This window comes from Actinobacillus genomosp. 2 (assembly GCF_029773605.1).
Classification (GTDB): domain Bacteria; phylum Pseudomonadota; class Gammaproteobacteria; order Enterobacterales; family Pasteurellaceae; genus Actinobacillus.
In genome coordinates, this window is sequence record NZ_CP103807.1 from 1,437,280 (window position 1) to 1,462,212 (window position 24,933).

Annotated in this window: 30 protein-coding genes and 1 pseudogene; 12 read left to right on the top strand and 19 right to left on the bottom strand. The window is 39.2% G+C overall.

Annotated features, from left to right (window positions below; translation table 11 throughout):
- Positions 1-168 precede the first annotated feature (168 nt).
- The 10 genes and pseudogenes from NYR60_RS07195 to NYR60_RS07240 form a co-directional block, all read right to left on the bottom strand.
- Complete coding sequence (locus NYR60_RS07195) at positions 169-594, bottom strand: hypothetical protein (protein WP_279466410.1); 426 nt, start codon at positions 592-594, stop codon at positions 169-171.
- 181 nt (positions 595-775) lie between these two features.
- Positions 776-1,186 (bottom strand): annotated as a pseudogene (locus NYR60_RS07200) (HipA N-terminal domain-containing protein); the annotation flags it as partial.
- A gap of 4 nt (positions 1,187-1,190) precedes the next feature.
- A complete protein-coding gene (locus NYR60_RS07205) occupies positions 1,191-1,463 on the bottom strand; it encodes a helix-turn-helix domain-containing protein (protein WP_279466412.1) in 273 nt (90 codons plus the stop codon).
- A gap of 164 nt (positions 1,464-1,627) precedes the next feature.
- Complete coding sequence (rplL, locus tag NYR60_RS07210; protein WP_015674252.1) at positions 1,628-1,996, bottom strand: 50S ribosomal protein L7/L12; 369 nt, start codon at positions 1,994-1,996, stop codon at positions 1,628-1,630.
- 60 nt (positions 1,997-2,056) lie between these two features.
- On the bottom strand, positions 2,057-2,548 hold the full coding sequence (gene rplJ, locus NYR60_RS07215) for a 50S ribosomal protein L10 (protein WP_150538281.1): 492 nt from the start codon (positions 2,546-2,548) through the stop codon (positions 2,057-2,059).
- Between the two features lie 288 nt (positions 2,549-2,836).
- The gene (rplA, locus tag NYR60_RS07220; RefSeq protein ID WP_005599212.1) at positions 2,837-3,526 is read right to left on the bottom strand and encodes a 50S ribosomal protein L1; all 690 of its coding nucleotides are present in this window, start codon (positions 3,524-3,526) and stop codon (positions 2,837-2,839) included.
- Between the two features lie 4 nt (positions 3,527-3,530).
- Positions 3,531-3,959, bottom strand: coding sequence for a 50S ribosomal protein L11 (gene rplK / locus NYR60_RS07225; RefSeq protein ID WP_005599211.1), 429 nt, complete (start codon positions 3,957-3,959; stop codon positions 3,531-3,533).
- 282 nt (positions 3,960-4,241) lie between these two features.
- Positions 4,242-4,805 (bottom strand): transcription termination/antitermination protein NusG, encoded by a 564-nt coding sequence (nusG, locus tag NYR60_RS07230; RefSeq protein ID WP_279466413.1) that lies wholly within the window; start codon positions 4,803-4,805, stop codon positions 4,242-4,244.
- Between the two features lies 1 nt (position 4,806).
- Positions 4,807-5,220: a preprotein translocase subunit SecE gene (gene secE, locus NYR60_RS07235; RefSeq protein ID WP_279466415.1), complete on the bottom strand. Its 414-nt coding sequence runs from the start codon at positions 5,218-5,220 to the stop codon at positions 4,807-4,809.
- Between the two features lie 110 nt (positions 5,221-5,330).
- Positions 5,331-6,350 (bottom strand): LacI family DNA-binding transcriptional regulator, encoded by a 1,020-nt coding sequence (locus NYR60_RS07240; protein ID WP_279466416.1) that lies wholly within the window; start codon positions 6,348-6,350, stop codon positions 5,331-5,333.
- Between the two features lie 216 nt (positions 6,351-6,566).
- Between NYR60_RS07240 and NYR60_RS07245 the strand changes: the two genes are divergently transcribed.
- From NYR60_RS07245 to NYR60_RS07255, 3 genes are all read left to right on the top strand, one after another.
- Positions 6,567-6,839 carry a PTS sugar transporter subunit IIB gene (locus NYR60_RS07245; RefSeq protein ID WP_279445496.1) on the top strand — a complete coding sequence of 91 codons (273 nt, stop codon included), beginning with the start codon at positions 6,567-6,569 and terminating at the stop codon, positions 6,837-6,839.
- Positions 6,840-6,852: 13 nt separating this feature from the next.
- Positions 6,853-8,211 carry a PTS ascorbate transporter subunit IIC gene (locus NYR60_RS07250; RefSeq protein ID WP_279466417.1) on the top strand — a complete coding sequence of 453 codons (1,359 nt, stop codon included), beginning with the start codon at positions 6,853-6,855 and terminating at the stop codon, positions 8,209-8,211.
- A 218-nt stretch (positions 8,212-8,429) separates the two neighbouring features.
- Positions 8,430-10,436 (top strand): OPT family oligopeptide transporter, encoded by a 2,007-nt coding sequence (locus NYR60_RS07255; protein WP_279466419.1) that lies wholly within the window; start codon positions 8,430-8,432, stop codon positions 10,434-10,436.
- Positions 10,437-10,479: 43 nt separating this feature from the next.
- Here the strand turns inward: NYR60_RS07255 and dprA are convergent, their stop codons facing one another.
- Positions 10,480-11,634, bottom strand: coding sequence for a DNA-processing protein DprA (dprA, locus tag NYR60_RS07260; RefSeq protein ID WP_279466421.1), 1,155 nt, complete (start codon positions 11,632-11,634; stop codon positions 10,480-10,482).
- A 185-nt stretch (positions 11,635-11,819) separates the two neighbouring features.
- Here dprA and def point away from each other — a divergent pair, with 185 nt between their 5' ends.
- Complete coding sequence (gene def / locus NYR60_RS07265) at positions 11,820-12,332, top strand: peptide deformylase (RefSeq protein ID WP_279466423.1); 513 nt, start codon at positions 11,820-11,822, stop codon at positions 12,330-12,332.
- Positions 12,333-12,472: 140 nt separating this feature from the next.
- Positions 12,473-13,399, top strand: coding sequence for an ADP-glyceromanno-heptose 6-epimerase (gene rfaD / locus NYR60_RS07270; protein WP_279466424.1), 927 nt, complete (start codon positions 12,473-12,475; stop codon positions 13,397-13,399).
- A gap of 194 nt (positions 13,400-13,593) precedes the next feature.
- On the opposite strand, the gene NYR60_RS07275 is transcribed toward rfaD, so the two are convergent.
- Entirely contained in the window at positions 13,594-15,000 is a 1,407-nt protein-coding gene (locus NYR60_RS07275; RefSeq protein WP_431831741.1) for a surface lipoprotein assembly modifier, read from the bottom strand.
- 145 nt (positions 15,001-15,145) lie between these two features.
- Complete coding sequence (locus NYR60_RS07280; RefSeq protein ID WP_279466425.1) at positions 15,146-16,831, bottom strand: Slam-dependent surface lipoprotein; 1,686 nt, start codon at positions 16,829-16,831, stop codon at positions 15,146-15,148.
- Positions 16,832-16,967: 136 nt separating this feature from the next.
- Here NYR60_RS07280 and NYR60_RS07285 point away from each other — a divergent pair, with 136 nt between their 5' ends.
- The 4 genes from NYR60_RS07285 (at position 16,968) to NYR60_RS07300 (ending at position 19,450) form a co-directional block, all read left to right on the top strand.
- Positions 16,968-17,378 (top strand): helix-turn-helix domain-containing protein, encoded by a 411-nt coding sequence (locus NYR60_RS07285; protein ID WP_279466427.1) that lies wholly within the window; start codon positions 16,968-16,970, stop codon positions 17,376-17,378.
- 163 nt (positions 17,379-17,541) lie between these two features.
- Complete coding sequence (locus NYR60_RS07290) at positions 17,542-18,036, top strand: hemerythrin domain-containing protein (RefSeq protein ID WP_279466429.1); 495 nt, start codon at positions 17,542-17,544, stop codon at positions 18,034-18,036.
- A 371-nt stretch (positions 18,037-18,407) separates the two neighbouring features.
- Complete coding sequence (locus tag NYR60_RS07295) at positions 18,408-18,920, top strand: hypothetical protein (RefSeq protein ID WP_279466430.1); 513 nt, start codon at positions 18,408-18,410, stop codon at positions 18,918-18,920.
- The gene (locus NYR60_RS07300) at positions 18,911-19,450 is read left to right on the top strand and encodes a stationary phase growth adaptation protein (protein WP_279466431.1); all 540 of its coding nucleotides are present in this window, start codon (positions 18,911-18,913) and stop codon (positions 19,448-19,450) included. The genes NYR60_RS07295 and NYR60_RS07300 overlap by 10 nt, the downstream gene beginning before the upstream one ends.
- 182 nt (positions 19,451-19,632) lie before the next feature.
- On the opposite strand, the gene NYR60_RS07305 is transcribed toward NYR60_RS07300, so the two are convergent.
- Together NYR60_RS07305 and NYR60_RS07310 are read right to left on the bottom strand one after the other, a co-directional pair.
- On the bottom strand, positions 19,633-19,962 hold the full coding sequence (locus NYR60_RS07305; RefSeq protein WP_279466433.1) for a DMT family transporter: 330 nt from the start codon (positions 19,960-19,962) through the stop codon (positions 19,633-19,635).
- Positions 19,963-20,050: 88 nt separating this feature from the next.
- Entirely contained in the window at positions 20,051-20,341 is a 291-nt protein-coding gene (locus NYR60_RS07310) for a YfcZ/YiiS family protein (RefSeq protein WP_005602339.1), read from the bottom strand.
- A gap of 202 nt (positions 20,342-20,543) precedes the next feature.
- On the opposite strand from NYR60_RS07310, the gene NYR60_RS07315 reads away from it, so the two are divergent.
- The 3 genes from NYR60_RS07315 to NYR60_RS07325 are packed head-to-tail and all read left to right on the top strand — an operon-like array spanning position 20,544 to position 22,188.
- A complete protein-coding gene (locus NYR60_RS07315) occupies positions 20,544-20,852 on the top strand; it encodes a helix-turn-helix transcriptional regulator (RefSeq protein WP_279457169.1) in 309 nt (102 codons plus the stop codon).
- The gene (locus NYR60_RS07320; RefSeq protein WP_279466435.1) at positions 20,840-21,157 is read left to right on the top strand and encodes a HipA N-terminal domain-containing protein; all 318 of its coding nucleotides are present in this window, start codon (positions 20,840-20,842) and stop codon (positions 21,155-21,157) included. The genes NYR60_RS07315 and NYR60_RS07320 overlap by 13 nt, the downstream gene beginning before the upstream one ends.
- Positions 21,157-22,188 carry a type II toxin-antitoxin system HipA family toxin gene (locus tag NYR60_RS07325; RefSeq protein WP_279466436.1) on the top strand — a complete coding sequence of 344 codons (1,032 nt, stop codon included), beginning with the start codon at positions 21,157-21,159 and terminating at the stop codon, positions 22,186-22,188. Before NYR60_RS07320 ends, NYR60_RS07325 begins: the two co-directional genes overlap by 1 nt.
- Before the next feature lie 46 nt (positions 22,189-22,234).
- Here the strand turns inward: NYR60_RS07325 and NYR60_RS07330 are convergent, their stop codons facing one another.
- From NYR60_RS07330 to ureG, 4 genes are all read right to left on the bottom strand, one after another.
- Positions 22,235-22,867 carry a tellurite resistance TerB family protein gene (locus NYR60_RS07330; RefSeq protein ID WP_279466437.1) on the bottom strand — a complete coding sequence of 211 codons (633 nt, stop codon included), beginning with the start codon at positions 22,865-22,867 and terminating at the stop codon, positions 22,235-22,237.
- A gap of 140 nt (positions 22,868-23,007) precedes the next feature.
- Complete coding sequence (locus NYR60_RS07335; protein WP_279466439.1) at positions 23,008-23,292, bottom strand: putative quinol monooxygenase; 285 nt, start codon at positions 23,290-23,292, stop codon at positions 23,008-23,010.
- 15 nt (positions 23,293-23,307) lie between these two features.
- The gene (locus tag NYR60_RS07340) at positions 23,308-24,120 is read right to left on the bottom strand and encodes an urease accessory protein UreD (RefSeq protein WP_279466441.1); all 813 of its coding nucleotides are present in this window, start codon (positions 24,118-24,120) and stop codon (positions 23,308-23,310) included.
- A 166-nt stretch (positions 24,121-24,286) separates the two neighbouring features.
- Entirely contained in the window at positions 24,287-24,922 is a 636-nt protein-coding gene (ureG, locus tag NYR60_RS07345) for an urease accessory protein UreG (protein WP_279466442.1), read from the bottom strand.
- Positions 24,923-24,933: the final 11 nt, after the last annotated feature.

Genomic DNA, 24,933 nt, shown 5'->3' on the forward strand with positions numbered 1-24,933 from the left:
ATCACTACTGCAAGCGGTCAAATTGGGTGGGATTTTTACAAATTTAGCTTATTAAAATGACAAAATAAGCTAATACTTCCAAGCACAAAAGGCTGACGAATTTTCATCGTCAGCCGTAAATGCAAAAATGGGTTCGAATTATAGCAAATTGTTTAATTTCTATCAACGCTACCAAGCGAAATTATCATCATTGAAATTTGATTGTGCCGTTTCAGGTGTACAATTAACTTGGGTAAGAAGTTTTCCTTTACGCTCAACAATTACACTACTTTCTACAGTATGCTCGATCGAGTCAAGGCTTGTATTCACACTATAAAGATATTCTCCTTGTTGGAAAGCCATTGTTGCCCATCTATACCTACCTATTCCATCCCATTTCGCAGATCTACCAAGTAAATCAGCCTGCTTGTTACGAATAGTTAATTCATTTTTAGAAGCAGAGCCAAATTTATACTCGTAAAAATTATTAGAAACTTTCTGTACCTCAATATATTTATTATTTGTTGTTTTACACGAAAATATAACTTGCTGAGCTTGTACATTTTGTATAAATCCGAATAATCCAAATGAAACTACTAATACTAATTTTCTCATTCTCAACTCCTCTACACTTATAAACATTGCCAATACTGAAAGAAGTATAGATTAATCCTAGGTAAAAATATATTATCTTAAAATACAACAAACCTAATGCTTCCATCGGGGCTTACTTAACTACAAAGTAGCTTATTTTCTTGCCAAACTAAATTTAAATGTCGTTGAATTTTCGTTACCGTCTGCCTAACTCAAACAAATTTATTTCTTCTTCGTATTGAAATTGATGATTAACCGGCTCGAAGGATAAAGCACCAATACCTGTATCGCCAACAAACGCAAGGCGATCAAGCGGTGATATTTGATATAAATTTAACTGATTTGCTTCGAAAAAACGATCTTGTAATAGTAATCCCCAACCATCAGGTAAACTATCTGCAAATACACCATGCAAACCATCGTGAGGTGAAACAGGTGCGAGCTGCAACGCTGTATTTTTTTCTAATTTAAAAGGGGAAAGATTTGGATAGTCGGATAAATAATTTGTATCGTAAGCAAAAAATATACCTTGTTTATTTTCTGCAAGCTCACCTACTCGGATTTTCCTCCCATTCATTAATGTTCGATAAACAGTAAGTTGTTTCGTTGGCATAATTTTAACCACGTAATACCTCTGCTATTGTTTTTGGCAACTTAGGTTGTTCCTTAGTTAATTCAACTAATCTATCCATTTTATCTAATACTAACCATAATGCTAAAAATTGACGTAAAGAGATTTGGTAAGTTATTTCAAAATGGCGAATAGTTGCTTCCGGTACAGCTGATCTTTCTGCAAGTTTTTTACGAGATAATTTTGCTTGCTTACGTTTCTTTTTAAGATGTTCCGCAAGTAACCTTTGCGTATCCACATCATCATAAAGCGATAACATGTTATCAAAAATAAACCTTTTACATTAAAAATTGATAAAATCATATCAAATCATTAAATACTTATCAATTTAAGTACTTAAACATATCTCTAAAATGCAAAAAACCCCGATGTTTCCATCGGGGTTTCTCTGAACTTGAAGTTCTGGAAAAGTTAAATCAAAAATTATTTGATTTCTACTTGTGCGCCAGCTTCTTCTAATTCTTTTTTAAGTGCATCAGCTTCAGCTTTAGAGATGCCTTCTTTTAATGCTGCTGGTGCAGATTCAACTAAGTCTTTAGCTTCTTTTAAGCCTAAACCAGTTGCACCACGTACTGCTTTGATTACAGCAACTTTGTTTGCACCTGCGTTAGCAAGGATTACGTCGAATTCAGTTTTCTCTTCTGCTGCCGCTGCGCCTGCTGCTGGAGCTGCTGCTACTGCTGCCGCTGCTGAAACACCGAATTTTTCTTCCATCGCTGCGATTAATTCAACGATTTCTGATACTGATTTTGAAGCGATCGCTTCGATTAATTGTTCGTTAGTTAATGACATGACAATCAATTCCTAAAGTAAATAAGTTGTTAAACGAGTTAAGAAGTTTTCTGCTAAAAATTATGCAGCTTCTTGTAATTTGTCGCGTAATGCCGCAAGAGTGCGAACAAGTTTGCCTGCCGCAGCTTCTTTCATTGTGCCCATTAAACGTGCAATTGCTTCTTCGTAAGTTGGTAATGTAGCTAAGAATTCTACATCTTGTACTTTACCTTCAAAGGCTGCACCTTTAAGTTCAAACTCTTTGTTTGCTTTCGCAAATTCAGTGAATAAACGAGCTGCTGCGCCCGGATGTTCGTGAGAGAATGCGATAAGAGTCGGACCAGTAAACGTATCTTTTAAACACTCGAACTCTGTGCCTTCAACCGCACGACGTAATAAAGTATTACGTACAACACGCATTGTTACACCAGCTTCACGAGCAGATTTACGTAACTCAGTCATTTTCTCAACTGTTACGCCACGAGAATCCGCGACAACAGCTGAAAGGGCACCTTTGGCAGCTTCGTTTACTTCAGCAACAATCGCTTGTTTGTCTTGAAGATTTAATGCCATTGGTTTTAGCTCCTGATACACTCCACCAAAGTGGAATTTACAAAAAACCTCAAAAAACTTACCGCTTGCATTGCAAGTAGCAATCTTCTGAGCCTAAGGTGTCCAGAAGCAGAAAAATCTGTCTGTTCACCATCTACGTAGGTTTTAATTAAGAATAAGAAAACTTATTCACCTACGGTCTTGGACGGGGCTTAGATAGGCTAAGCACCATCAGCTTGCTCTCGCAAGTTAAGGTCGCAAATTATACAATAATCTACGACCTTGTAAAGTTTTAACTTCTATTAGAAATTAAAGTGATGCTTGATCAACAGCAACACCAGCACCCATAGTGGTAGAGATGCTTACTTTCTTGATGAAGATACCTTTAGCTGTTGTTGGTTTAGCTTTGTTTAACGCCGCTAATAACGCAACTAAGTTATCTTTTAATTGTTCAGGTGCGAAGTCTGCTTTACCGATCGTTGTATGAATAATACCATTTTTGTCGTTACGGTAACGGATCTGACCTGATTTAGCATTTTTAACTGCTTCAGCAACGTTTGGTGTTACAGTACCAACTTTCGGGTTTGGCATTAAGCCGCGTGGGCCTAATACTTGACCTAATTGACCTACAACACGCATTGCATCCGGAGAAGCGATAACAACGTCAAAGTTCATTTCGCCTTTCTTGATTTGCTCTGCTAAATCTTCCATACCGACTAAATCAGCACCTGCTGCTTTAGCGGCTTCTGCATTCGCGCCTTGTGTGAATACTGCTACGCGAGCTGTGCGACCTGTACCATGTGGTAATACTGTTGCACCACGTACGTTTTGGTCTGATTTACGAGGGTCGATACCTAAGTTCACCGCTACGTCTACGCTTTCAACGAATTTAGCTGTTGCGAATTGTTTTAAAACTGCGATCGCTTCGTTGATTTCGTAAGCTTTAGTAGAATCTACGCCAGCTTTAATTGCTTTCATTTTTTTAGTCAATTTAGCCATTGTATTATTCCTCTACGATTAAGCCCATTGAGCGAGCTGTACCAGCGATTGATTTCATTTTAGTTTCGATAGTCGCACCAGTCATATCTGCTGCTTTAGTTTCAGCGATTTGACGTAATTGCTCTTGAGTTACTGTACCCACTTTATCTTTGTTCGGTTTACCTGAACCAGATTTGATACCTACAGCTTTTTTAAGTAATACTGCTGCCGGTGGAGTTTTAGTTACGAAAGTGAATGAACGGTCTGCGTAAACTGTGATAACAACAGGGATTGGTAAACCTTTTTCTAAGCTCTCAGTACGAGCGTTGAATGCTTTACAGAATTCCATGATGTTAACACCTTGTTGACCTAATGCAGGACCAACTGGTGGTGAAGGGTTAGCCATACCAGCTGCAACTTGCAACTTAACGTATGCTTGGACTTTTTTTGCCATTTTATAAGTTTCCTCTAAGTGGGTAATAACGCCGAAAATCGGCTCCCCTGTTACACAAAAAACGAGTTAGCAAGCCAACTCGTATAGACTGATTATTCTAAATAAATTGCGATCATTTTTCAAGCAAAACTATTTGGAATAATAAAATTTTATTGCTGAAAAATTCATATGTACCATAAAAGATACATTACAAAATGAAACAAGCGGTCATTTTTGAAAATTTTTTGCAAAAATTAGGTAAAAATAAACCGCTTGATTTCAGCTAGATTCTGCACAAAACAATTACGCTTGTTTTTCGACTTGACCGAACTCAAGTTCAACCGGTGTTGCACGTCCAAAGATAGATACAGACACTTTTAAGCGACCTTTTTCGTAATCCACTTCTTCAACCGTACCGGTAAAGTCTGCGAATGGACCTTCGGTGACACGAACATTTTCACCCGGTTGATATTCGTTACGATGACGTGGTTTTTCCGCTGTTTCTTGAACACGATTTAAAATACGATCTGCTTCACGTTTAGAAATCGGTGCCGGTTTATCCGCTGTACCGCCGATAAAGCCCATAACACGCGGCACGCTTTTGACTAAGTGCCATGTATCGTCATTCATTTCCATTTGCACTAATACGTAACCCGGGAAGAATTTACGTTCTGTACGACGACGTTTACCGCCTACGTTTTCAACAACTTCTTCAGTCGGTACTAATACTTCACCGAACTGATCTTCCATTTGATGTAATTTGATATATTCACGCAACGTTACTGCAACACGGTTTTCAAAACCTGAAAATGCTTGTAATACATACCAACGCATTTTTGTTACTTCTGTATTTTCTACTTCGCTCATCTTAGAACCTTAAATTTGTTAAAAACGTAACCAATGTAACGATAATAGAGTCGATACCCCATAATACTAACGAAACCACCACACACATTGCTAACACAATTAATGTAGTTTGAGTCGCTTCTGGGCGAGTTGGCCAAATAATTTTTCTAAGCTCTGTACGAGATTCTTTGATAAAGCCAATCGCTTTTTGACCTTGGTTAGTGATTGCTGCAAGTACAACCGCACCAACGATTAATACGACAAGTAATAATACGCGTACAACTAATGAAAAATGCGATGCAAAATACGCATTACCAATCGCAGCTACAGCAAGTAATGCAATCGCGACAAACCATAATGCCCCGTTTACACCCTTACTTTTAACGCCCTTTTCTTCGATCTGTTCAGGGGCTTTCTTGTTAATCTCAGTTGCCATATAAAACCTAAATATTGTAAAAAAGAGAACTATTATTTTGAAAAGCGTTGGATTCTAACATTTTTAGCCTTACTTGCCACGATCTTTTGTGAAATTTTATCCAAAAAAATCTAAACGCTTTTCCTTACTAAGAGTTTTATCGGCAATTCCACAATACGATCTTTTTCCATTATCGTTTCTTGCGTCAGTCTTGCGAGTAATTGCTTACCAGCAACTTTGCCCATTTGTTCATAAGGAATAGCAATTGTAGTTAAATTCGGGTAAGACACGCTACCGACATCTAAACCACCCAATCCGACTACTGCAATATCTTGAGGGACGGAAATATGTCGTCTTAATGCTTCATATAATGCACCACACGCCAATTCGTCCGATAAAAAGACTAATGCATCAATATTTCCCCATTCTAAATAAGCGTCATTAAATAATTGTACGCCTGAGGAAAATGAAATTTCATCCGTAGAATACCGTACTAATTGCGGATCTAAATGTTTACTTAATAAGGTTGTTCGCCAACTTTCCAAATAATGCTGGAAAATAGAAAAATCGTGTTTAGCCCCCAATAAGCCGATTTGTCGATGACCTTGATCTACCAGAAAATCGATCATCGTTTTCATTGCGACTTTACTATCAATACCCACACTCATATCTATTGGTGTTGATTTTTTATGACCGATTTCAACTGTTGGTATATGACTTTTTTTAATCCATTCCGCTGCATTCGGCGGACAATCTAAATTTAATAATACGATTGCTTGCGGTGTGTGATTAATCAGCTCTTGTAACCAAGAGGGTTGATCCGCAACCAATATCACGATTTGTAATTCCAATTTCGCTAAACTTTGGCGTAACGCCGATAAAATCAAGTTATTTTCGGTCGAAGTAATTGATGATGTCACAATCACTAAATTTTGTGAGGAAGCCGATGCAAGTTGTCTAGCGGCAACATTCGGTACATAGCCTAATTCAACTACCGCCTGTTCAATTTTTTTTCGTAGCGGCTCAGAAACTGCTTCAGGTGTACGTAATGCCCTTGAAACCGTCATTTGACCAACGCCAACAAACTTCGCAACATCTGCCAATGTGATTCTTCCCGATGTTTTTCTTGTTCTTGTTGATTCATTTGCCATACGTTCTCCTCATCCTGTGGCGATCTTATCATTAAAAATCAACTTTTCATTTTGGCTATATCAAAAAATCTCATCATAATTATTTTACAGAAAAAATAAAAAATGTTACCGCTATCACACTTTTAAAAATTGCTTGTTGATAGCGGTAACATTTCTCTCTATATTGTATTTAACATCTATTTTTAATCTAATTTCTTTCACTATGAGGGTTTAACAATGAAAATTATGGCTGTATGTGGTAACGGTATCGGTAGTAGCTTTATGATGGAAATGAACATCAAAAAAGTCTTGAAAAAATTAAATGTGGAAGCAGAAGTCGGTCATACGGATCTTGCCTCGGTAACAGCAGATGATGCGGATATTTTTGTGATGGGTAAAGATATTGCCAGTAGTGCAACCAGTTTACCGGCAGAGCGTATTATCATTGTGACTAATTTAATTAGCCCGGTTGAATTTGAAGAAAAACTTACCGCTTACTTCAATCGCTAAAGCGAGGTGAACTATGGACTCTATACTTTTCTTCCTTTTAGATATTTTAAAAGTACCGTCAATTCTGGTCGGTTTAATTGCGTTAACCGGTTTACTTTTACAGAAAAAATCCTTACCGGATACCATTAAAGGTACGGTAAAAACCATTTTAGGTTTTCTTGTATTAAGTGGTGGTGCAACCGTTTTATTAAGTTCGCTTACGCCTCTCGGCGGTATGTTTGAACACGCATTTAACGTGCAAGGCATTATTCCGAATAATGAAGCCGTTGTATCAATGGCAATGGAAAAATTCGGGACAGCAACAGCACTCATTATGGCATTCGGCATGGTTGCCAATATTATTGTTGCACGTTTTACTCGTTTGAAATTCGTTTTCCTAACTGGACACCACACTTTCTTTATGGCGTGTATGGTAGCGGTTATTTTGGTGGTCGCAGGCTTTGAAGGGGTTCAACTTGTCTTTACCGGTGCGTTAACACTCGGTTTAATTATGGGTTTCTTCCCAACGATTGCTCATCGCTATATGAAAAAAATTACTGGTAGCGATGATGTTGCATTAGGTCACTTCGGTACTATTGCTTATGTACTTTCCGGTGCAATCGGTCAATTAGTCGGTAAAGGTTCAAAATCTACCGAAGAAATGAATTTGCCGAAAAACTTAAGTTTCCTACGTGACAGTTCTATTTCTATTTCGCTTACGATGATGGTGATCTATGTATTCTTAGCTCTTGCATCCGGTAACGAATATGTTTCGCAAAACTATAGTAACGGTCAACATTATGTGGTTTATGCGATTATTCAAGCGATTACTTTTGCAGCCGGTGTATTCGTCATTTTACAAGGCGTACGTCTTGTATTAGCGGAAATTGTACCGGCATTTACCGGTTTCTCCGAAAAATTAGTCCCTGATGCAAAACCGGCATTAGACTGTCCAATTGTTTTCCCTTATGCACCTAATGCGGTATTAATCGGTTTCTTAGCCAGCTTTGCCGGCGGTGTCGTCGGATTAGCGGTACTAGGTCAATTAAATTGGGTATTAATTTTACCGGGTGTTGTGCCTCACTTCTTCTGCGGCGCAACTGCCGGCGTGTTCGGTAACGCAACCGGTGGTCGCCGTGGTGCAATTATTGGTGCATTTGCACACGGTATTTTAATCACCTTCTTACCGGTGTTCTTATTACCGGTTCTCGGCTCATTAGGTTTTGCCAATACGACTTTCTCTGATGCGGATTTCGGTGGGGTCGGTATTGTTTTAGGCTATATGGCACAAGTATTTAATAAAGACATTATTACCGCAATTATTGTCGGATTATTTGCTCTTTTAGTTGCTTACAATTACTTAGCAAAAAAACCAGTAAATAACGCCGAATAACGAGCGGTTAATTTTCCATAAAAATTTGCAAAAGTTGCATTAAAATTCAATTTTAAACATTTAAACTAAAGCCGGTTTTCTTAAATCGGCTTTATTTTTTGCGTAATATCACATTTTTATGAAAATATTAGTAAGAATGAGTAAAAAATAGACTGAATAATTATCTACACTTTTTACTTTCTTGATAATATAGACTCCTATTTATTTTTGGAGGACTTATGAATAATCCTACTACTCTACGAGAACTTACCTTAAGGGGTATGATTTTGGGGGCGTTAATTACTGTGGTATTTACCGCTTCTAATGTTTATTTAGGACTGAAAGTGGGGATGACGTTTGCATCATCTATTCCTGCTGCAGTTATCTCAATGGCTGTACTCAAAATGTTTAAGGGATCAAATATCCTTGAAAACAATATGGTACAAACGCAAGCCTCATCTGCCGGTACACTTTCTTCGGTAATCTTTGTGATTCCAGCATTATTAATGATGGGCTATTGGCAAAGCTTCCCATTTTGGCAAACCTTACTTATCTGTATTTCTGGTGGGATTTTAGGGGTAATTTTTACCGTACCGTTACGTAATGTTATGGTGGTAAAAAGTGACTTACCTTATCCGGAAGGCGTTGCCGCAGCGGAAATTTTAAAAGCTGGCGATGAAAGCGATAATAAAGACAGCGGTATTAAAGAAATCGTATCCGGTGGTTTATTAGCCGCATTCGTCAGCTTCCTAACGAACGGTTTACGTGTGGTTGCCGATGGTGCAAGCTACTGGTTTAAAGGTGGTAATGCAATATTCCAATTACCGATGGGCTTCTCTTTTGCCTTACTCGGTGCCGGCTATTTAGTCGGTATGATGGGCGGTATTGCGATGCTAGTCGGCACAATCTTTACTTGGGGTGTTGCCGTGCCATATTTCACCGCAACAACACCAATGCCTGCCGATACGGATATGATTAGTTTTGCGATGGGTTTATGGAAAAGCAATGTTCGCTTTATCGGGGTCGGTACGATTGCGATTGCGGCAATCTGGACTTTACTCGTGCTATTTAAACCAATGGTACAAGGTATGTCACAAGCATTCCGAGCATTGAAAGATCCTGCATTACAAAATGTCGATCGTACTGCACAAGATCTCTCGCCGAAAACAATGCTCTATACTATTTTAGCGAGTATTATTTTAATCATTATTGCATTAGTGAGCTTCTTACAACCGGTCGGTTTACCGATTGAATTAGCGTTCTTATTAGTGGTTATTTGTACCATTTTAGCGGTTGTGGTCGGTTTCTTGGTTGCTGCAGCATCCGGTTATATGGCTGGTTTAGTCGGTTCGTCATCAAGCCCAATTTCAGGTATCGGTATCATCTCAATCGTGATTATTTCCGTAATTTTGATGATGGTCGGTAATGCTGCCGGCTTAATGGAAAATGCAGACGGACAACGTTTCTTAACCGCATTAACCATTTTCACCGCATCAATCGTATTCTGTGTTTCAACCATTTCAAACGATAACCTACAAGATTTAAAAACCGGTTATTTAGTGAAAGCAACACCGTGGCGTCAACAGTTTGCGTTAATTATCGGTTGTATCGTTGGTGCATTAGTTATCACACCGGTATTGGAAATCCTTTACCACGCATACGGTTTTGCCGGTGCAATGCCTCGTGAGGGAATGGATGCGGCACAAGCACTTTCTGCACCGCAAGCGACCATTATGATGACCATTTCCAACGGTATTTTCTCAAACAGCCTTGAATGGACTTACATTTTAGTCGGTGTCGCTTTCGGTATCTGTTTAATTATCGTGGATACCTTACTGAAAAAAGCCAGCGCAGGTCGTTTAGGTTTACCGACTTTAGCGGTGGGTATCGGTATTTACTTACCACCGGTGGTAAACGTACCGTTAATTATCGGTGCATTACTTTCTTGGTTGGTTAATCGTCATATTCAACGCCATGCAAAACGTACTGGTAAAGATGTTGAAGCGGTAAGCAAAAAAGCAGAACGCTACGGCACACTTTTCGCAGCCGGTTTAATCGTGGGAGAAAGTTTAGTCGGCGTACTATTAGCCTTTGTGATCGCTGGTTCAGTAACCTCTGGCGGTTCTGATGCACCGTTAGCATTAAATCTCGAAAACTGGGGTGGAATGGCAGAATTACTTGGTTTAACATTATTTGTGATCGGTTGTATTATTTTCGCACGTCGTGTACTGCAAGCGAAAAAATAATTTCCCTTCTTTGCATTAAACGGCATCTTCGGATGCCGTTTTTTTATTGTCTGACATAACCGCCGCTCACCTGCTTAATTACACTTAATAATTCCAAACTCAGTAACTCAACTAATAGCGTTTCCACTTCCAATGCGGTCGCTTTCGCTAAATCATCAATCGAAATTGGCTCAAGACTAATATGCTCCACAATTTGTTGCTGACAAGCGGTCAATTCCGGCAATTTTCTTACAAGATGATTGACCTTATTTAGCACGTTGGCTTTTGCAAAAAATGGGGCTTTTTCGACCGCTTGTTCTGCTTCAAACAGCACCTGTTGCCGAGGCTGATTCGGCAGTTGATATTGAATCGCCTGTAAAATATCCTCTATCGTTTCGGTTAAGACCGCCCCTTCTTTAATCAGTTTATGACAGCCTTGTGCATACGGATTTTGTACCGAATTCGGTAACGCAAAAACTTCTCGCCCTTGCTCCAACGCATAACGGGCGGTAATCAGCGAACCGCTATTTAATGTGGCTTCCACCACTAACGTACCAAGCGATAAGCCGCTGATAATTCGATTACGACGCGGGAAATTCTCGGCAAGCGGCGGTTGATTCGGAAAAAATTCCGACACTAACGCCCCACCGCTTTCGACAATCTGTTCCGCCAATTTTTTATGTCTTGCCGGATACACTTGATCTAAACCGCTGCCCAACACAGCAATGGTGATACCCTGTTCCGCTACCGCTCTCTGATGACAAAAGCCGTCTATACCGATTGCGAGTCCGCTAGTAACTGCCAAATGATGTTTAACCAATTGCTCACTAAAATAGCCTGCCCAGTATTCACCATAGGTGGAAAAATCTCGGCTACCGACAATTGCAATTTGCGGTAAACTCAAACTGCTTACAGAACCTCTGACAAATAACACCGGCGGTGCGGTGCTGATTTGCCGTAATAAAAACGGATATTCTTCATCAAATAAGCTTAATAAATGTTGATTCGGTTGTTCCGCCCACGCCAATGTACTCTCAATCCAACGCATTTCCGGATTGAACCAGCGTTGAATCTGTTTCTCGTTCCAACCGATTTGTTGTAATTGGCGTTTGTCATATTGGCAAAATTGGGTGAAATCCACTTCGGACAACAGACGAGCTATTCGCTGCGCCCCTAGTTGCGGAATTTGTAATAATTTCAGTAAAGCGATTTGTGGCATTAATCTATTCCCTAAATGAATGATGGTTAATTAAAAGGAAACATAGACAAATAACGATTAAACAGGTAATTTAGTCAGACGTTTTATCTTATTTAGCTATGTTTTTCACAAAATAGCCAATCATAAGAAAACGAATTAATTAACCAATTTATAATTTTTTATTTTTCGATTGAGATCACAAAAAAATGTCAGTTTTAGAAGTTGTACTTTACCCGGATGAAGGGTTAGCAAAAGTGTGTGAGCCTGTTGCACACGTAGATGATGAATTAAATCAGTTCATCGATGATATGTTTGACACGATGTACGAACACGAAGGTATCGGTCTTGCCGCACCGCAAGTGGGCGTATTAAAACGTGTTATTACGATTGATATTGAAGGCGATAAAACTAACCAAGTGGTACTGATTAACCCGGAGATTTTAGAATCATGCGGCGAGACCGGTATCGAAGAAGGATGTTTATCTATCCCTGGTCATCGTGCGTTAGTGCCACGTAAAGAAAAAGTGAAAGTAAAAGCGCTAAACCGTAAAGGCGAAGAAGTGATTTACGATGCGGACGGTTTATTCGCTATCTGTATCCAACACGAAATCGACCACCTCAACGGTGTGCTGTTCGTGGACCACATCTCTGCACTTAAACGCCAACGCATTAAAGAAAAAATGCAAAAACTCAAAAAACAAATTGAGCGTGCGAAATAATCCTACCCATTAAGAAAAAGCGAGCATTGTCTCGCTTTTTCTTTCTTCGCTAACAAGCGGTCTAATTTGTTGCAAAATTTGCAAATCCGCCCCAATCCACCGATAATATCCCCGTTTTTAATTTCAAAAAGGAAAAAGCTATGATTATCGTAACAGGCGGCTTTGGTATGATCGGTAGCAATATCGTCAAAGCATTAAATGAAATCGGCAGAAAAGATATTCTTGTTGTAGATAACTTAAAAAACGGCGAAAAATTCGTAAATTTAGTAGATTTAGATATTGCGGATTATTGTGATAAAGAAGATTTTATCGCCTCTGTTATTGCCGGCGATGATTTCGGCGAGATTGATGCGGTATTCCACGAAGGTGCTTGCTCGGCGACCACCGAATGGGACGGCAAATACTTAATGCACAATAACTACGAATATTCAAAAGAGTTATTACATTTCTGTTTAGATCGCCAAATTCCGTTCTTCTACGCATCAAGTGCAGCAACTTACGGTGGTCGTTCGGATAACTTTATCGAAGAGCGTAAATTCGAACAACCGCTCAATGCTTACGGCTATTCAAAATTCCTATTTGACGAATATGTACGCCAAGTTTTACCGGAAGCAGATTCGCCGGTATGCGGTTTTAAATATTTCAACGTGTACGGTCCGCGTGAACAACACAAAGGTTCAATGGCAAGCGTAGCGTTCCACTTAAATAATCAAATGCTGAAAGGCGAAAACCCGAAATTATTCGAGGGTTCAGAAACCTTCTTACGTGATTTCGTGTATGTGGAAGACGTGGCGAAAGTGAATATTTGGGCGTGGCAAAACGGTATTTCCGGTATTTACAACCTCGGAACCGGCAAAGCGGAATCATTCCAAGCAGTGGCACAAGCGGTGATCGACTTCCACGGCAAAGGCGAAATCGAAAAAATCCCATTCCTGGATCATTTAAAGTCTCGCTACCAAACCTTTACCCAAGCGGATCTAACCAAACTCCGTGCGGCAGGCTATACAGGTACATTTAAAACCGTAGCCGAAGGTACGAAAGAATATATGGCGTGGTTAAATCGTTAATATCTAGCCTTATATTAAAAACAAAGCGTAAGCTGCTATAAGTGCTACTTAATTAGGTGAAAACTACCATAAATGTTAAGAAAAGATGCCTAACGGCATCTTTTCTTCATATAAATATTTAATGATACGAGAGAGAACTCTCACATCATCGTTAGCGATTTTTTGTTGTTTTCTTAGCAAAAACGGCTTACAAGCTACCAACTCTTCTCTACCGTCATAAACCATTCACTTCCCGATCGGCTATAAAAAGCGGAAATATTGCTGTCAATTTTACGATAACGATAATTTAATTTTGGAACAAAACCTTGCCATTGAATTTGGTTATGCCACAAACTAGCATTTACACTATATTCATCATCCAGTCGCTTTTTCGGGAAATAGAAGTTATCCGCTAAGAAATCACGCTTTATATAACGCAAACTGACTCGGCTCACAACATCGCCATAACGCACTAGCGTACCAAGATTAATTCCTTTACGAATAGACGTTTCTGCCTTATCTCTCGTGCGATCTTTACTCAACTCTACCCCACTGAACACCACCCAATTCGGATTGACGGTATAGCTTAACGAAGCCGATAAGCCATTGATATAACCATTATAACGTTGTGCAATATTTTCATCGGCATAGCGTTTCTGTGTATGGTTAAAATTGGCGGAAAATGACCATTGGCGGTTAAGCTGACGGCGAAACTCAATATTTGCACCGTAATTTTGGCTGTAACGTGGCGAAGCGAGCCAGTTTTGTTCAAAGAACGGCAAAATGCCCCAAGATTGCAATGCAGAATGTTTACGATAACCGAATGAACCGTATAACGATTTTTCGCTGTAATCTTGGTTATCCCAATAATGCACACCACTAAATCGTCCTTCAAATGCTACAAAATGATTGCCGCTTAGATTTATTTCTCTACTTGCTCCCAAACCGTAACGAAAACCGTGAGCTTTTTGCGGTAAAGAATCCTCATTTTTTAAGAATCGTAAACCACCGATTTCCACTTCTCGTTCGCTTGAAGCGTTATTTACATTATCGGTTTGTGTATATTGCAATTCTGCATCCGGTTGCCAATTTTGACGCTCTGCCATTGCTTGCAAATAACGTTCAACTAACGGCTGCATTTGCGGATCAAGAGATTTTCTTGCTTGGTTTAATTGCTGTTTCGCTTCACGATATTGTTTATTTTCAAACAACATCACACCCAAATCGAAACGTGGATAAGCTAACTGCGGTTGAGCCTGTAAAATTTGTTGGTAAAGCTCGATCGCCCCGTCATAATCTTGTTCCGCACGCAACATTGCTCCTTTCGCATAGCGATATAAAATCGGATCGAAGTTCGCCTGTTTAGCATAATACTCCAATGCTGGTTTTAGGGCTTGCCACTGTCTATTCACTAATAAAGCAGTAATCGTTTGATCCAAATTCGCTTGTTCGGTTGGTGTAAATATCGGGGGATCAGCGGTTAAATTCGGTGAGTTTTTTGCAAATTCCGCCGGTTTTAGATGATCGGATTTATCCTCAAAAAAGAGTGGCTTAGGCGTGGAAAGGGTTTCTGCTAACAGAGTTGAGGGAAGTATAAAAAAGATAAAAGGTATTGATTTCATTAGATTTTATTAGAAGTGTGTTATATCTGCAGGGACACACTGTGTACGCCCGTAAGCGGTTAAATTTGTACAAAATTTTGCAAATGCAACCGTCAAATACGGACACACGCCGTGTGTCCCTACCATTATATGAAATAGTTAAAAACTATTTTTTGATTTCGCCACGTGTACCGCCGAAGCCGACTACGTCTTTTCCATCAAATGATACTTTACCACTCACTTCTTCAGCATTTTTGCCATAGAAACCAAGAGAATATTCCCCAGATTTATAACTTTGCGTTGCTGTAGCAGAAATACCGGTTCCGTTGATACTACCTTGTTCGAGCGTAATATCATTACCTAATCCAGTAATTGAACCCGACCCTGTTTTATCAGCAAAGTTTACGTTATAAGATAATTTACCTTCAATTGGTGCGTCAGGATCAGAATAACCAACAATCGTGCCATTAAAGGCTTTACCGGAATAAGTTGCACTACCTTGCAATGGCAATGCATTTTCTTCCGTGCGAAGACCTTTTACTTGAATAGCCGTATCACGATTATCATTAAAAATATAACCAGTAGAATTGTTATAAGATACAGAGCCTGCATAATTACCTAATACCGCAGAATAGGACTGATTATAGATAACTTGGTGAGTACGCTGTTCATTGGTCAATCTATTCTCTGTGCCACCAGATGACGCCGATGTTTTACTTGTTAATGAATCTACTGGATAAGAGCTATTAGAGATGCCTTTAAGTCTTTCCGCTTCTGCAAGTACTTTTTCTTTAAGGAAATTATCTAGTGCAGGTTGCTCTTGACCATTAGAAAGATCGACATTTTGTTCAGCAAAATCTTTAGCATCACTATCGGATAAGCCTTTTCCTTTTACAAAGGCAATAAGATCTTTCATTTTTTGTGCAATACGAGCTTCTTCTTTCGCTCTAGCTTCTGCTTCAGCTTTCTCTCTTGCTTCTTGTTCTGCTTTAGCTTTTGCCTCTGCTTCAGCTCGTGCTTTCGCTTCTTGCTCCGCTTTAGCTTTTGCCTCTGCCTCAGCTCGTGCTTTTGCTTCTTGCTCCGCTTTGGCTTTTGCCTCTGCTTCAGCTCGTGCTTTTGCTTCTTGCTCCGCTTTGGCTTTTGCCTCTGCTTCAGCTCGTGCTTTTGCTTCTTGCTCCGCTTTGGCTTTTGCCTCTGCTTCAGCTCGTGCTTTTGCTTCTTGCTCCGCTTTAGCTTTTGCCTCTGCTTCAGCTCGTGCTTTTGCTTCTTGCTCCGCTTTGGCTTTTGCCTCTGCTTCAGCTCGTGCTTTTGCTTCTTGCTCCGCTTTAGCTTTTGCCTCTGCTTCAGCTCGTGCTTTTGCTTCTTGCTCCGCTTTGGCTTTTGCCTCTGCTTCAGCTCGTGCTTTTGCTTCTTGCTCCGCTTTGGCTTTTGCCTCTGCTTCAGCTCGTGCTTTTGCTTCTTGCTCCGCTTTAGCTTTTGCCTCTGCTTCAGCTCGTGCTTTTGCTTCTTGCTCCGCTTTGGCTTTTGCCTCTGCTTCAGCTCGTGCTTTTGCTTCTTGCTCCGCTTTGGCTTTTGCCTCTGCTTCAGCTCGTGCTTTTGCTTCTTGCTCCGCTTTGGCTTTTGCCTCTGCTTCAGCTCGTGCTTTTGCTTCTTGCTCCGCTTTAGCCTTAGCTTTAGCAGCTGCTTCTGCTTTTGCCTTAGCGTCTTGCTCTACTTTAGATTTAGCTGTTTGTACCGTTTGTTGTACTTTTGAAACTGGTTTTGTTACATTACTTGAACCGCCGCCACTGCTCCCACAAGCAGTTAAACTGAGTAAAATTGCGGTGGCAATAGAAATACGTTTAATAGACATAAAGGACACCTCATAAAATAATATGCTTAAAATTAAAGCTGTTCTAATTTATACTAGTGCCATAAAACAGACCATAGACTATTGATTACAGTCTATTACCTTGTTAAGCAAGGTAACCTACCTTAAAAGGGCAATTATGAAAATTAATGAGAAAATCCGCCATTTACGAGAAAATCATCATCTTTCCCAAGAAGTCATGGCAGATAAATTAGGTATGTCGGTAACCGGTTATGCCAAAATCGAGCGAGGCGAAGTGCGTTCCAATTTACCTCGTTTAGAACAAATTTCTGAAGTGTTTGATATGGATATTTGCGAATTATTGTCTTACGGAGAGGAAGGGCAGATTTTCTTTCATAATACAGATAATGATTATAGTAATTCCAATAACTTTTTAACGGTCGGTCATAATAGAAACAACCAAGAAATCGAAAAATTACAACAGTTATTAGTGCATAAAGAAGAGTTAATGGCACAAAAAGATAAGTTAATCGAAAGCCTTGAACGTGAATTAGCATTGCTCAGAAAGCTGACAAGCGGTCAAAATTAGTCAATTTTTTACCGACGATATATCGTAAAAGAAGTTCTTACTTAAATAAGTAAGAACTTTTTGATTTAAGTCTAACCGCTACCCCGTCTTGATTATAGAGCCACTAAATATCCAAATTTATAATTCCTACTAATTTAATCAACTATATTATTAGGAGTTTACGATGTCTGTTTTAACTGATAAAGATTGGCGTACTGCCCCGCTTGGTGAAATTATTGATTTTATTATCCCTCGTTTTCACGATACACATCGCAACCAATTACCGATCCTGATTGAATTGGCGGAAAAAGTGGAATCCGTTCACGCAGATAGTGCTGATTGCCCGAAAGGTTTAGCGGAACTTATTCGTAAAGTTTATGCGGATTTAGTGAATCATATGATGAAGGAAGAACAAATTCTATTCCCATTGATTAAAGCCGGTAGAGGAAAAATGGCGGCAGCACCGATTTCCGTGATGGAAGATGAACACGATGAAGCCGGTAATGATGTCGAAGAAATGCAAAAACTGACCAATAACTTTACTCCGCCTGAAGGCGCTTGCACATCTTGGCGTAATCTATATCAAGGCTTACAAGAATTTGCCGCCGATTTAGATGCGCACGTTGATTTAGAAAATAATAATTTATTCCCTCGTGCGTTAGCAGGTGAGCAGCCTTAATCGAAAACAAGCGGTTGATTTTTAATAAATTTTCAAAAACTAGGATGAAAAACAACCGCTATTTAGAACCCTTTATTCCCTTCCTTAACAATCTAACCCAATCAGCACATAAGCACCTATAGTACTATTAGCACACTTAGCACATTCAGCACCCTCAATAATTTATAACTTATTGAATAAGAAGGAAAAAATAATCTACTCATGTAATATATATTACAACTAAAAAGGTTAGTTGCTAAATATATCGAAACTTAAATAAAATACAGTTATATTTATCACTTAATAGCAAAGTGCAAAATTATACATAACTCATTGAAAAATAAGCACTTTATTGTATCATTCAATTATAAAACTGAACATAAGGAGTTAATATGACAGTAAAAGCAGAAAGACAGAGAAGAAAAACTTATGCAGAAAGAAATCGTGAGTTCATGACAGAATTATGGGGGAATAAGTTAGAGGAATACTCAAGATGGAATAGAACTAAACACGATGGATTCAGTACAATCCCTAGAGCATTACCTCAAATTAATCGAATTTTAGATGCTTTAGCAGGAACAGGAAAACCACTTTCTCAAACATATACGAGTTTATGGTGTAGAACAAATGATGAAGGATTTATTAATGTTACGGACAAAGAAATTTTAGCATACGAGGCTGGCTTTAGTGGACAGAGAGCTGTTACAACATGGCAATCACGCATTAAACTTTTAGAAGATCTTGGTTTTATTACTACCAAATCTGGCACTAAAGGAGACTTCCAATACATTTTATTACTCAATCCCTTTACTGTCATTCAGTCAATATATAAAACAAAAGAGAAAGATCAACGCTATCTCGCACTATTTGAACGGATGCAAGAGGTTGGTTCAAAATGGAATTAGATAAACAAAAACATTTCAAACCTTTTATATATGGTAATCAGATATATGATTTATCTCATTTAGATGCTTGTATTATGGAATATATACAGCCTGCGTTAAAAGACCATAAAGCGATCTGTTATAAATTTTATATCACTTATTCTATGCACTGCTTTACAAAAGATTATCCGGAACAAACAGAGGAGGAAAAATTAGCGTTAATGTATAACACAGAGAGAGAAAGCAGACCTTTTTGTGAAGAAAGATATAAATTATCAAAGCATCTTCCTCAAATTATACAAAAATTACCGGAAAGTTATATTGGTTTTGCAGGATATGATAATTTTGCAACCATTGAAATGATTGATCAACAGACAAAGCAAGCTATTTTTTATAAAGTCACTTTTGTTGCTTATCGGTTTAAACGTAAACTCAGATTACATATCACAAGTGCTTATCCGATACCGAAAAGGGAAAAACTCAAACCGATAGGATTTTTTAAAATCGCGAATAATTTACTAAAAAATAAATCTATCCCAACTCCTAAATAACAAACCCCTCACGAGGAGGGGTTCGCTCAAATACAAATAAATGATTTGAGTATCCAGAGCACCATTACCGGGCTTTGCCTCGACCACCATTGTGGTTGTGGAGTGTCTGTATTACATACAGTCTGTCGCACTCTTGTTTGATTATAAAGAAAACTCTCGATAAGTCAATTTTAAACTTATCACTAAGCGGATGCTTTTGAGAACAGGTTAATCACTAACACGCCGGCAATAATCATTCCCATACCGATAAAGCCTGCCAAATCCGGTTTTTGTCCGAAAGCGAAATACGCCACTATGGCGGTCAGTACGATACCAACTCCAGACCATACCGCATACACAATACCAATCGGCAACGTCTTGGTAATCACCGATAATAAATATAACGCTATCACAAAAGCGCCAATTGCCACTACGGTCGGTAGCGGTTTGCTAAAACCTTCGCTTGCCTTAATGCAATTACTGCCAATCACTTCAATGACAATCGCAAAGCCCAATAAAACCCAAGAGTTCATAAATTTCTCCGAAAACAAAAGCGGTTGGATTTTGCTTATTTTTTGCAAATTTCTAGCAAAATCCAACCGCTTTTCAAATAACTACAATTTAGATTGCACGTGTACCTAATTGGAAAATTACCACTTCCGCTTGGCAACTAAAACGGAAATTCGCGTCCAGTAAAAAACCACCTTCTACCGCTTTAATTTCGCTGGTGATTTCACACGGTTCGCTTTCCGTATCACGAGCTTTTTGGGTTAATTTCACAAGTGCTTGTTCTGCTTCCGCTTGTGTTTCATACACTTTTTCAAATTTCGCATCTCGTTCACTGTTATCAATGATTGAGCCGACATCAAAAGTATTACAACCCACACATTCAACCGGTTTATCTGATTTCATAAAAACCCCTATAAATTTTAGTTAATCATATGAATACTTTAATACTAAATAGATTGTTAAGCAACATACTTGAATCATCATATATGAACTATAAATGTATAATATTATCCGTTATGGGTTAAAAAAGATCTTTATTTTATTAAAAAACTCAAATATGATACTTTTAAAGTTAAATTAAACAAAAATGGTTTACATATAAGCTATGACAGATATAAATTTACTATTAGAAGAACAAATTGATGCATTAAAAACGTTGCAAAAACAACTATTAGTGTATGAACAGGCTAAAAAGCAGCAGTTAATTGAAGGAAAAATCGAAGATTTGACCGCTTTCGGGCAACAACTTAACCAAAAACGTAAAGCGTTAAATATTGATTTATACACATTGGAATTACAAACCAATATTTCATCATCAACATTAAAACGATTGTTTCAAGATCCAAGCCAAGTGAGATTTTCCACCGTGTTACTTGTTGCCAAAACATTAGGAGTTTCATTATGCGCCGTATAAAACGTTCGGCAAAAGTTTTTTTATATGATGAACCGGTCGGGTATCTTTACCAAGATGATATGGGATTTCATTTTTCTTATTTTAAAGATTATGTCGGTATTCCGCTGTCGCTTAGTTTGCCGGTCACGCAACAACACTTTCGTTCAGAACAATTGTTTCCTTATTTTGCCTCATTAATTCCTGAGGGTTGGCTCAAAGCAAAATATAACGTCTTACAAAAAATCGATGAACAGGATCAATTCGGGTTATTACTCAATAATGGGGAAAATATGCTTGGTGCAATCACGATTAAGCGGGAGGAATAATGCAAAATTGCAAAGTGCTGCTCACACCACTTACTGATACAGAACAAAAATCAGGATACAGTCAAAAGGGATTGCTCTATTTAACCGGACAAGCTGACTTTATTCCGGTTTTACCATTCAATCGTCAAGATTTCAGTACGGTAGAGCCTCGTAAACAGCAAGGAATGAGTATTTCCGGTTATCAACCTAAAATTCAATTAGTAATTCACGAAAAGCAATTTCAAAGTATTGCTCAACAAGGTACTTATATCTTAAAACCTTCTCCCGAGGATTATCCATTTTTAGCGGAAAATGAACACGCAACGATGCAGCTTATGGCTAAATTAGGATTTATTGTGCCGGAGAATGGTTTAATTCCGTTCCAAGCAACCTCGGAACAAACGGAATATGCCTTTGTCATTAAACGTTTTGATCGCACAAATGATAATAAGCCTATTCATCAAGAACAGTTAGATGGCGCAATGAGCGTTACGGAAAAATACGGTAAGATAGGAAGCGATAACGAGCAATATATTAGCTATGAACAAGCGGTTAAATTTATCTTAAAACATACCGAAAATAATCTCGCTCAACAACAGGAGTTATTTAGACGGATTGTTTATGCCTATTTACTAGGCAATAATGATTTACACCTACGCAACTTCTCTCTGATTTACTCCAAAACGGGGGAAGCAAAGCTCGCTCCGATTTACGACTATGTTTCCGTTGTACCCTATAAAGCGATATTTGAAGGAACAATTTTAGCTTTACCCTTGCTTGCTAAAGAGGAAGGAAACAAAGAACTCGCCCATGGCTTTACTACACAATACGGTGAATATATCGGACAAGATTTTATTGAATTTGGCGAAAACATTGGGTTAAATCGAAATGTAATATTAAAAAAATTACTACCGCAAATACTAAAAGAAAAGGCGATAGTCGAAAGTGTTTATCAGCATTCCTTTATGCCGTTGGCACACCAAGAACTTGTCTTAAAAAATTACTCTCGGCGTTTACAGTTACTGCAAATCATTGATGAACCTAGCTTGTAACACAAAAGCCTTTAAGTATATTACTTAAAGGCTTTTTCTCACTTAATTAAAAACCAGCTTGTTGTTCCAGTTGTTCTACTAACGCATCGTCTAAACCGAGTGCTTCGGCAAGGTCGGCAAGGAACACTATTTCTTTGCGAGCTAAATCGGCACACACCACTCGAGCGGCTAAATAAACTTGCGCCGCTAATGCCGGGTTGTTACCGACTTGTGCGGCAATTTGTTGTACGGTTGCCGGTTGGTACATCGCTTGTTCAATCCATTGTTGGATTTCCGGATCTTGACCTGCTTCGCCTAAAATCGCTTGTCTTTCTTCATCAGAAATCGCACCGTCAGACGCTGCGGCTGCAATCATCGCTTGTAAAATCACTTGGCTACTTGCCTGAGCATTTTGTTCTGTCACCGCAAAATTTTCTTCACTCACTGGTGCAGCCTGTGTTTGGTTTTGCTGATATTTTTGGTAAGCCTGATAAGCAAGACTACCGATTGCCGCCAATGACCCTAATTTCGCTAAGCTAGAACCGCCGTTACGACCGAAGATCATCGAAAGAATGCCGATTGCCGCCGCACCGCCACCAATTTTGGCGACTTTATCGGTTGTGGTATTGCCGTTCATTGCATTTTTTGCCGATTCTTGGGCAACGCTTAGCACTTGATTTAAAATTTTGCTGAAATCCATAGAGTTTCTCCAATAAGAGTAAAGATAAATATCTTAGCCAACTAAGTGCCTATTTGTACATTAAATGGCTCAGAAGTTCCGTCTTCATCAAAAAACAAACGGTCGTAAATTCTCGTGAAAATACGACCGCCTGTTTTAAATTACAGTAAATCTACAATGTTAATCTCTATCGGTTGACTTAATAACTCAGCAAATTTAGCACCGGCATCAATAAAATGTGCCTGTTGAGCGTGTAAGGCTAAATCTTGTTGCGATTGCCATTGCTCTACAAAAGTATAAACATTCGGCTGACCTTGTACCGCACCACAGCCGTAAGAAATACAACCTTGGTCGTTAAGTGAAGCACGAATTAAGTTTTGTGCTAATGCTTCAAATTCTGCGATTTTATCCGCTTTTACATGACATACTGCATAAACTGCGATCATAATTGCTCTCCTAAATTAAACAATATTGGACTGAGCTTTTAAAACTTGCCCAATCCGCTCAAATAAATGTTGAATGATATCTGCTCGATGTGCAAGCACTCGAACCATTAATCCGCCGTCATTTAACTGAGATACGCCAATTAGCATCTCTTTTTGTTCGGACATTGACTCTTGTAATTCGTTCACGATTGCTTTTATTTCTAAAGCCGTTTTTGCCAAGTTGATATAGGTTAATGATCCCTGATGCGAAAAATCTTCCATTTGGCTCAATGAGGTTAATGCTATTTTTGCCGGCAGCCACTGAATACGGTCGGTCACAAGCGGTCGATTTTGATGAGAAATCCGCAAATAGGACGCAAAATGACGGAAGGCAAATCGCTCGCCGTTTAGCACACGCCCAATCGCCACAATCTCACCGTAAATCAGCTCAGACTGCTCACCCATCTCAATTTCGGTAGTTTGCTTAAATCCGCTGTCTTTATGCAGCACCAACGGATGCGGAAGATAAAACAAGCGGCTATTTTTGCCCAATTTTATGCACGTTTTTTGCGTGGCATAATCGCCATCATTCATTGATTGCACACGGGTAAACGCCTGCGTGTTCAATGAAAGAGAAGTATCATCCGCCAACGAAATCTCAATATCAAGCAGATCGCCTGCCAGTAATCCTGGTGAGGACGACATCTGCATCGCATTCAAGCCGCTTTGCCAAGCATCATCATAAACTGGTAAAGTCATAACCTTAAACGGCGGCGATACAAAATATTGATCGAGCTGCGTTTTGCCCTGTGAGGTTAATTTTGTTGAGAGTAAAAGTTTGCTTTGCATTTTGCAGTCTATTTTTTTAAATCTCCCCCTCTCCCCTCTTTACAAAAGAGGGGAGAGAAACTAGAGAAAATGGAGATCGCCAAATCTCTCTCTAATATGTTCCCCTCTTTAGTAAAGAGGGGAGAGGGGAGATTTGTGCGATGTTCAAGCGATTATTTTTTGAAAATTAACAAACTAAAGATACCGGATCTTCAATATTTTTTAACAATGCGTATTTTTCGATCCAACCGATCACGCCATCAAGGTTTTCGTTTTTCATCAAGTTAGTGAAAATAAACGGCTGACCGTTACGCATACGGCGAGCATCACGCTCCATCACGCTTAAATCCGCTCCCACAAAAGGTGCTAAGTCGGTTTTATTAATCACTAACAGGTCTGAACGTGTGATACCCGGTCCACCTTTACGTGGAATTTTCTCGCCTTGTGCCACGTCAATTACGAAAATGGTTACATCCGCTAAATCCGGGCTAAAGGTTGCTGAAAGGTTATCGCCGCCTGATTCAATAAAAATCAGCTCAACTTCAGGGAAACGAGCCACCATTTCGTCCACCGCTTCAAGGTTCATTGAAGCGTCTTCACGAATCGCCGTATGTGGGCAACCTCCGGTTTCCACCCCCATAATGCGTTCAGGTGGAAGCAAACTGTTTTTCGTTAAAAACTCCGCATCTTCTTGGGTGTAAATGTCGTTTGTGATTACCGCCACGCTGTATTTGCTTGCAATTTCACGGGTTAAACGTTCGATTAATGCAGTTTTTCCCGCACCCACAGGGCCTGCCACCCCAATTTTGATATATTTACGCATTGGTTTTCCTA

Bases quoted from the DNA above. Each gene is read 5' to 3' on its own strand.
- NYR60_RS07195 (WP_279466410.1), bottom strand. From the start codon at position 594: ATGAGAAAATTAGTATTAGTAGTTTCATTTGGATTATTCGGATTTATA.
- NYR60_RS07205 (WP_279466412.1), bottom strand. From the start codon at position 1,463: ATGTTATCGCTTTATGATGATGTGGATACGCAAAGGTTACTTGCGGAA.
- rplL (WP_015674252.1), bottom strand. From the start codon at position 1,996: ATGTCATTAACTAACGAACAATTAATCGAAGCGATCGCTTCAAAATCA.
- rplJ (WP_150538281.1), bottom strand. From the start codon at position 2,548: ATGGCATTAAATCTTCAAGACAAACAAGCGATTGTTGCTGAAGTAAAC.
- rplA (WP_005599212.1), bottom strand. From the start codon at position 3,526: ATGGCTAAATTGACTAAAAAAATGAAAGCAATTAAAGCTGGCGTAGAT.
- rplK (WP_005599211.1), bottom strand. From the start codon at position 3,959: ATGGCAAAAAAAGTCCAAGCATACGTTAAGTTGCAAGTTGCAGCTGGT.
- nusG (WP_279466413.1), bottom strand. From the start codon at position 4,805: ATGAGCGAAGTAGAAAATACAGAAGTAACAAAAATGCGTTGGTATGTA.
- secE (WP_279466415.1), bottom strand. From the start codon at position 5,220: ATGGCAACTGAGATTAACAAGAAAGCCCCTGAACAGATCGAAGAAAAG.
- NYR60_RS07240 (WP_279466416.1), bottom strand. From the start codon at position 6,350: ATGGCAAATGAATCAACAAGAACAAGAAAAACATCGGGAAGAATCACA.
- NYR60_RS07245 (WP_279445496.1), top strand. From the start codon at position 6,567: ATGAAAATTATGGCTGTATGTGGTAACGGTATCGGTAGTAGCTTTATG.
- NYR60_RS07250 (WP_279466417.1), top strand. From the start codon at position 6,853: ATGGACTCTATACTTTTCTTCCTTTTAGATATTTTAAAAGTACCGTCA.
- NYR60_RS07255 (WP_279466419.1), top strand. From the start codon at position 8,430: ATGAATAATCCTACTACTCTACGAGAACTTACCTTAAGGGGTATGATT.
- dprA (WP_279466421.1), bottom strand. From the start codon at position 11,634: ATGCCACAAATCGCTTTACTGAAATTATTACAAATTCCGCAACTAGGG.
- def (WP_279466423.1), top strand. From the start codon at position 11,820: ATGTCAGTTTTAGAAGTTGTACTTTACCCGGATGAAGGGTTAGCAAAA.
- rfaD (WP_279466424.1), top strand. From the start codon at position 12,473: ATGATTATCGTAACAGGCGGCTTTGGTATGATCGGTAGCAATATCGTC.
- NYR60_RS07275 (WP_431831741.1), bottom strand. From the start codon at position 15,000: ATGAAATCAATACCTTTTATCTTTTTTATACTTCCCTCAACTCTGTTA.
- NYR60_RS07280 (WP_279466425.1), bottom strand. From the start codon at position 16,831: ATGTCTATTAAACGTATTTCTATTGCCACCGCAATTTTACTCAGTTTA.
- NYR60_RS07285 (WP_279466427.1), top strand. From the start codon at position 16,968: ATGAAAATTAATGAGAAAATCCGCCATTTACGAGAAAATCATCATCTT.
- NYR60_RS07290 (WP_279466429.1), top strand. From the start codon at position 17,542: ATGTCTGTTTTAACTGATAAAGATTGGCGTACTGCCCCGCTTGGTGAA.
- NYR60_RS07295 (WP_279466430.1), top strand. From the start codon at position 18,408: ATGACAGTAAAAGCAGAAAGACAGAGAAGAAAAACTTATGCAGAAAGA.
- NYR60_RS07300 (WP_279466431.1), top strand. From the start codon at position 18,911: ATGGAATTAGATAAACAAAAACATTTCAAACCTTTTATATATGGTAAT.
- NYR60_RS07305 (WP_279466433.1), bottom strand. From the start codon at position 19,962: ATGAACTCTTGGGTTTTATTGGGCTTTGCGATTGTCATTGAAGTGATT.
- NYR60_RS07310 (WP_005602339.1), bottom strand. From the start codon at position 20,341: ATGAAATCAGATAAACCGGTTGAATGTGTGGGTTGTAATACTTTTGAT.
- NYR60_RS07315 (WP_279457169.1), top strand. From the start codon at position 20,544: ATGACAGATATAAATTTACTATTAGAAGAACAAATTGATGCATTAAAA.
- NYR60_RS07320 (WP_279466435.1), top strand. From the start codon at position 20,840: ATGCGCCGTATAAAACGTTCGGCAAAAGTTTTTTTATATGATGAACCG.
- NYR60_RS07325 (WP_279466436.1), top strand. From the start codon at position 21,157: ATGCAAAATTGCAAAGTGCTGCTCACACCACTTACTGATACAGAACAA.
- NYR60_RS07330 (WP_279466437.1), bottom strand. From the start codon at position 22,867: ATGGATTTCAGCAAAATTTTAAATCAAGTGCTAAGCGTTGCCCAAGAA.
- NYR60_RS07335 (WP_279466439.1), bottom strand. From the start codon at position 23,292: ATGATCGCAGTTTATGCAGTATGTCATGTAAAAGCGGATAAAATCGCA.
- NYR60_RS07340 (WP_279466441.1), bottom strand. From the start codon at position 24,120: ATGCAAAGCAAACTTTTACTCTCAACAAAATTAACCTCACAGGGCAAA.
- ureG (WP_279466442.1), bottom strand. From the start codon at position 24,922: ATGCGTAAATATATCAAAATTGGGGTGGCAGGCCCTGTGGGTGCGGGA.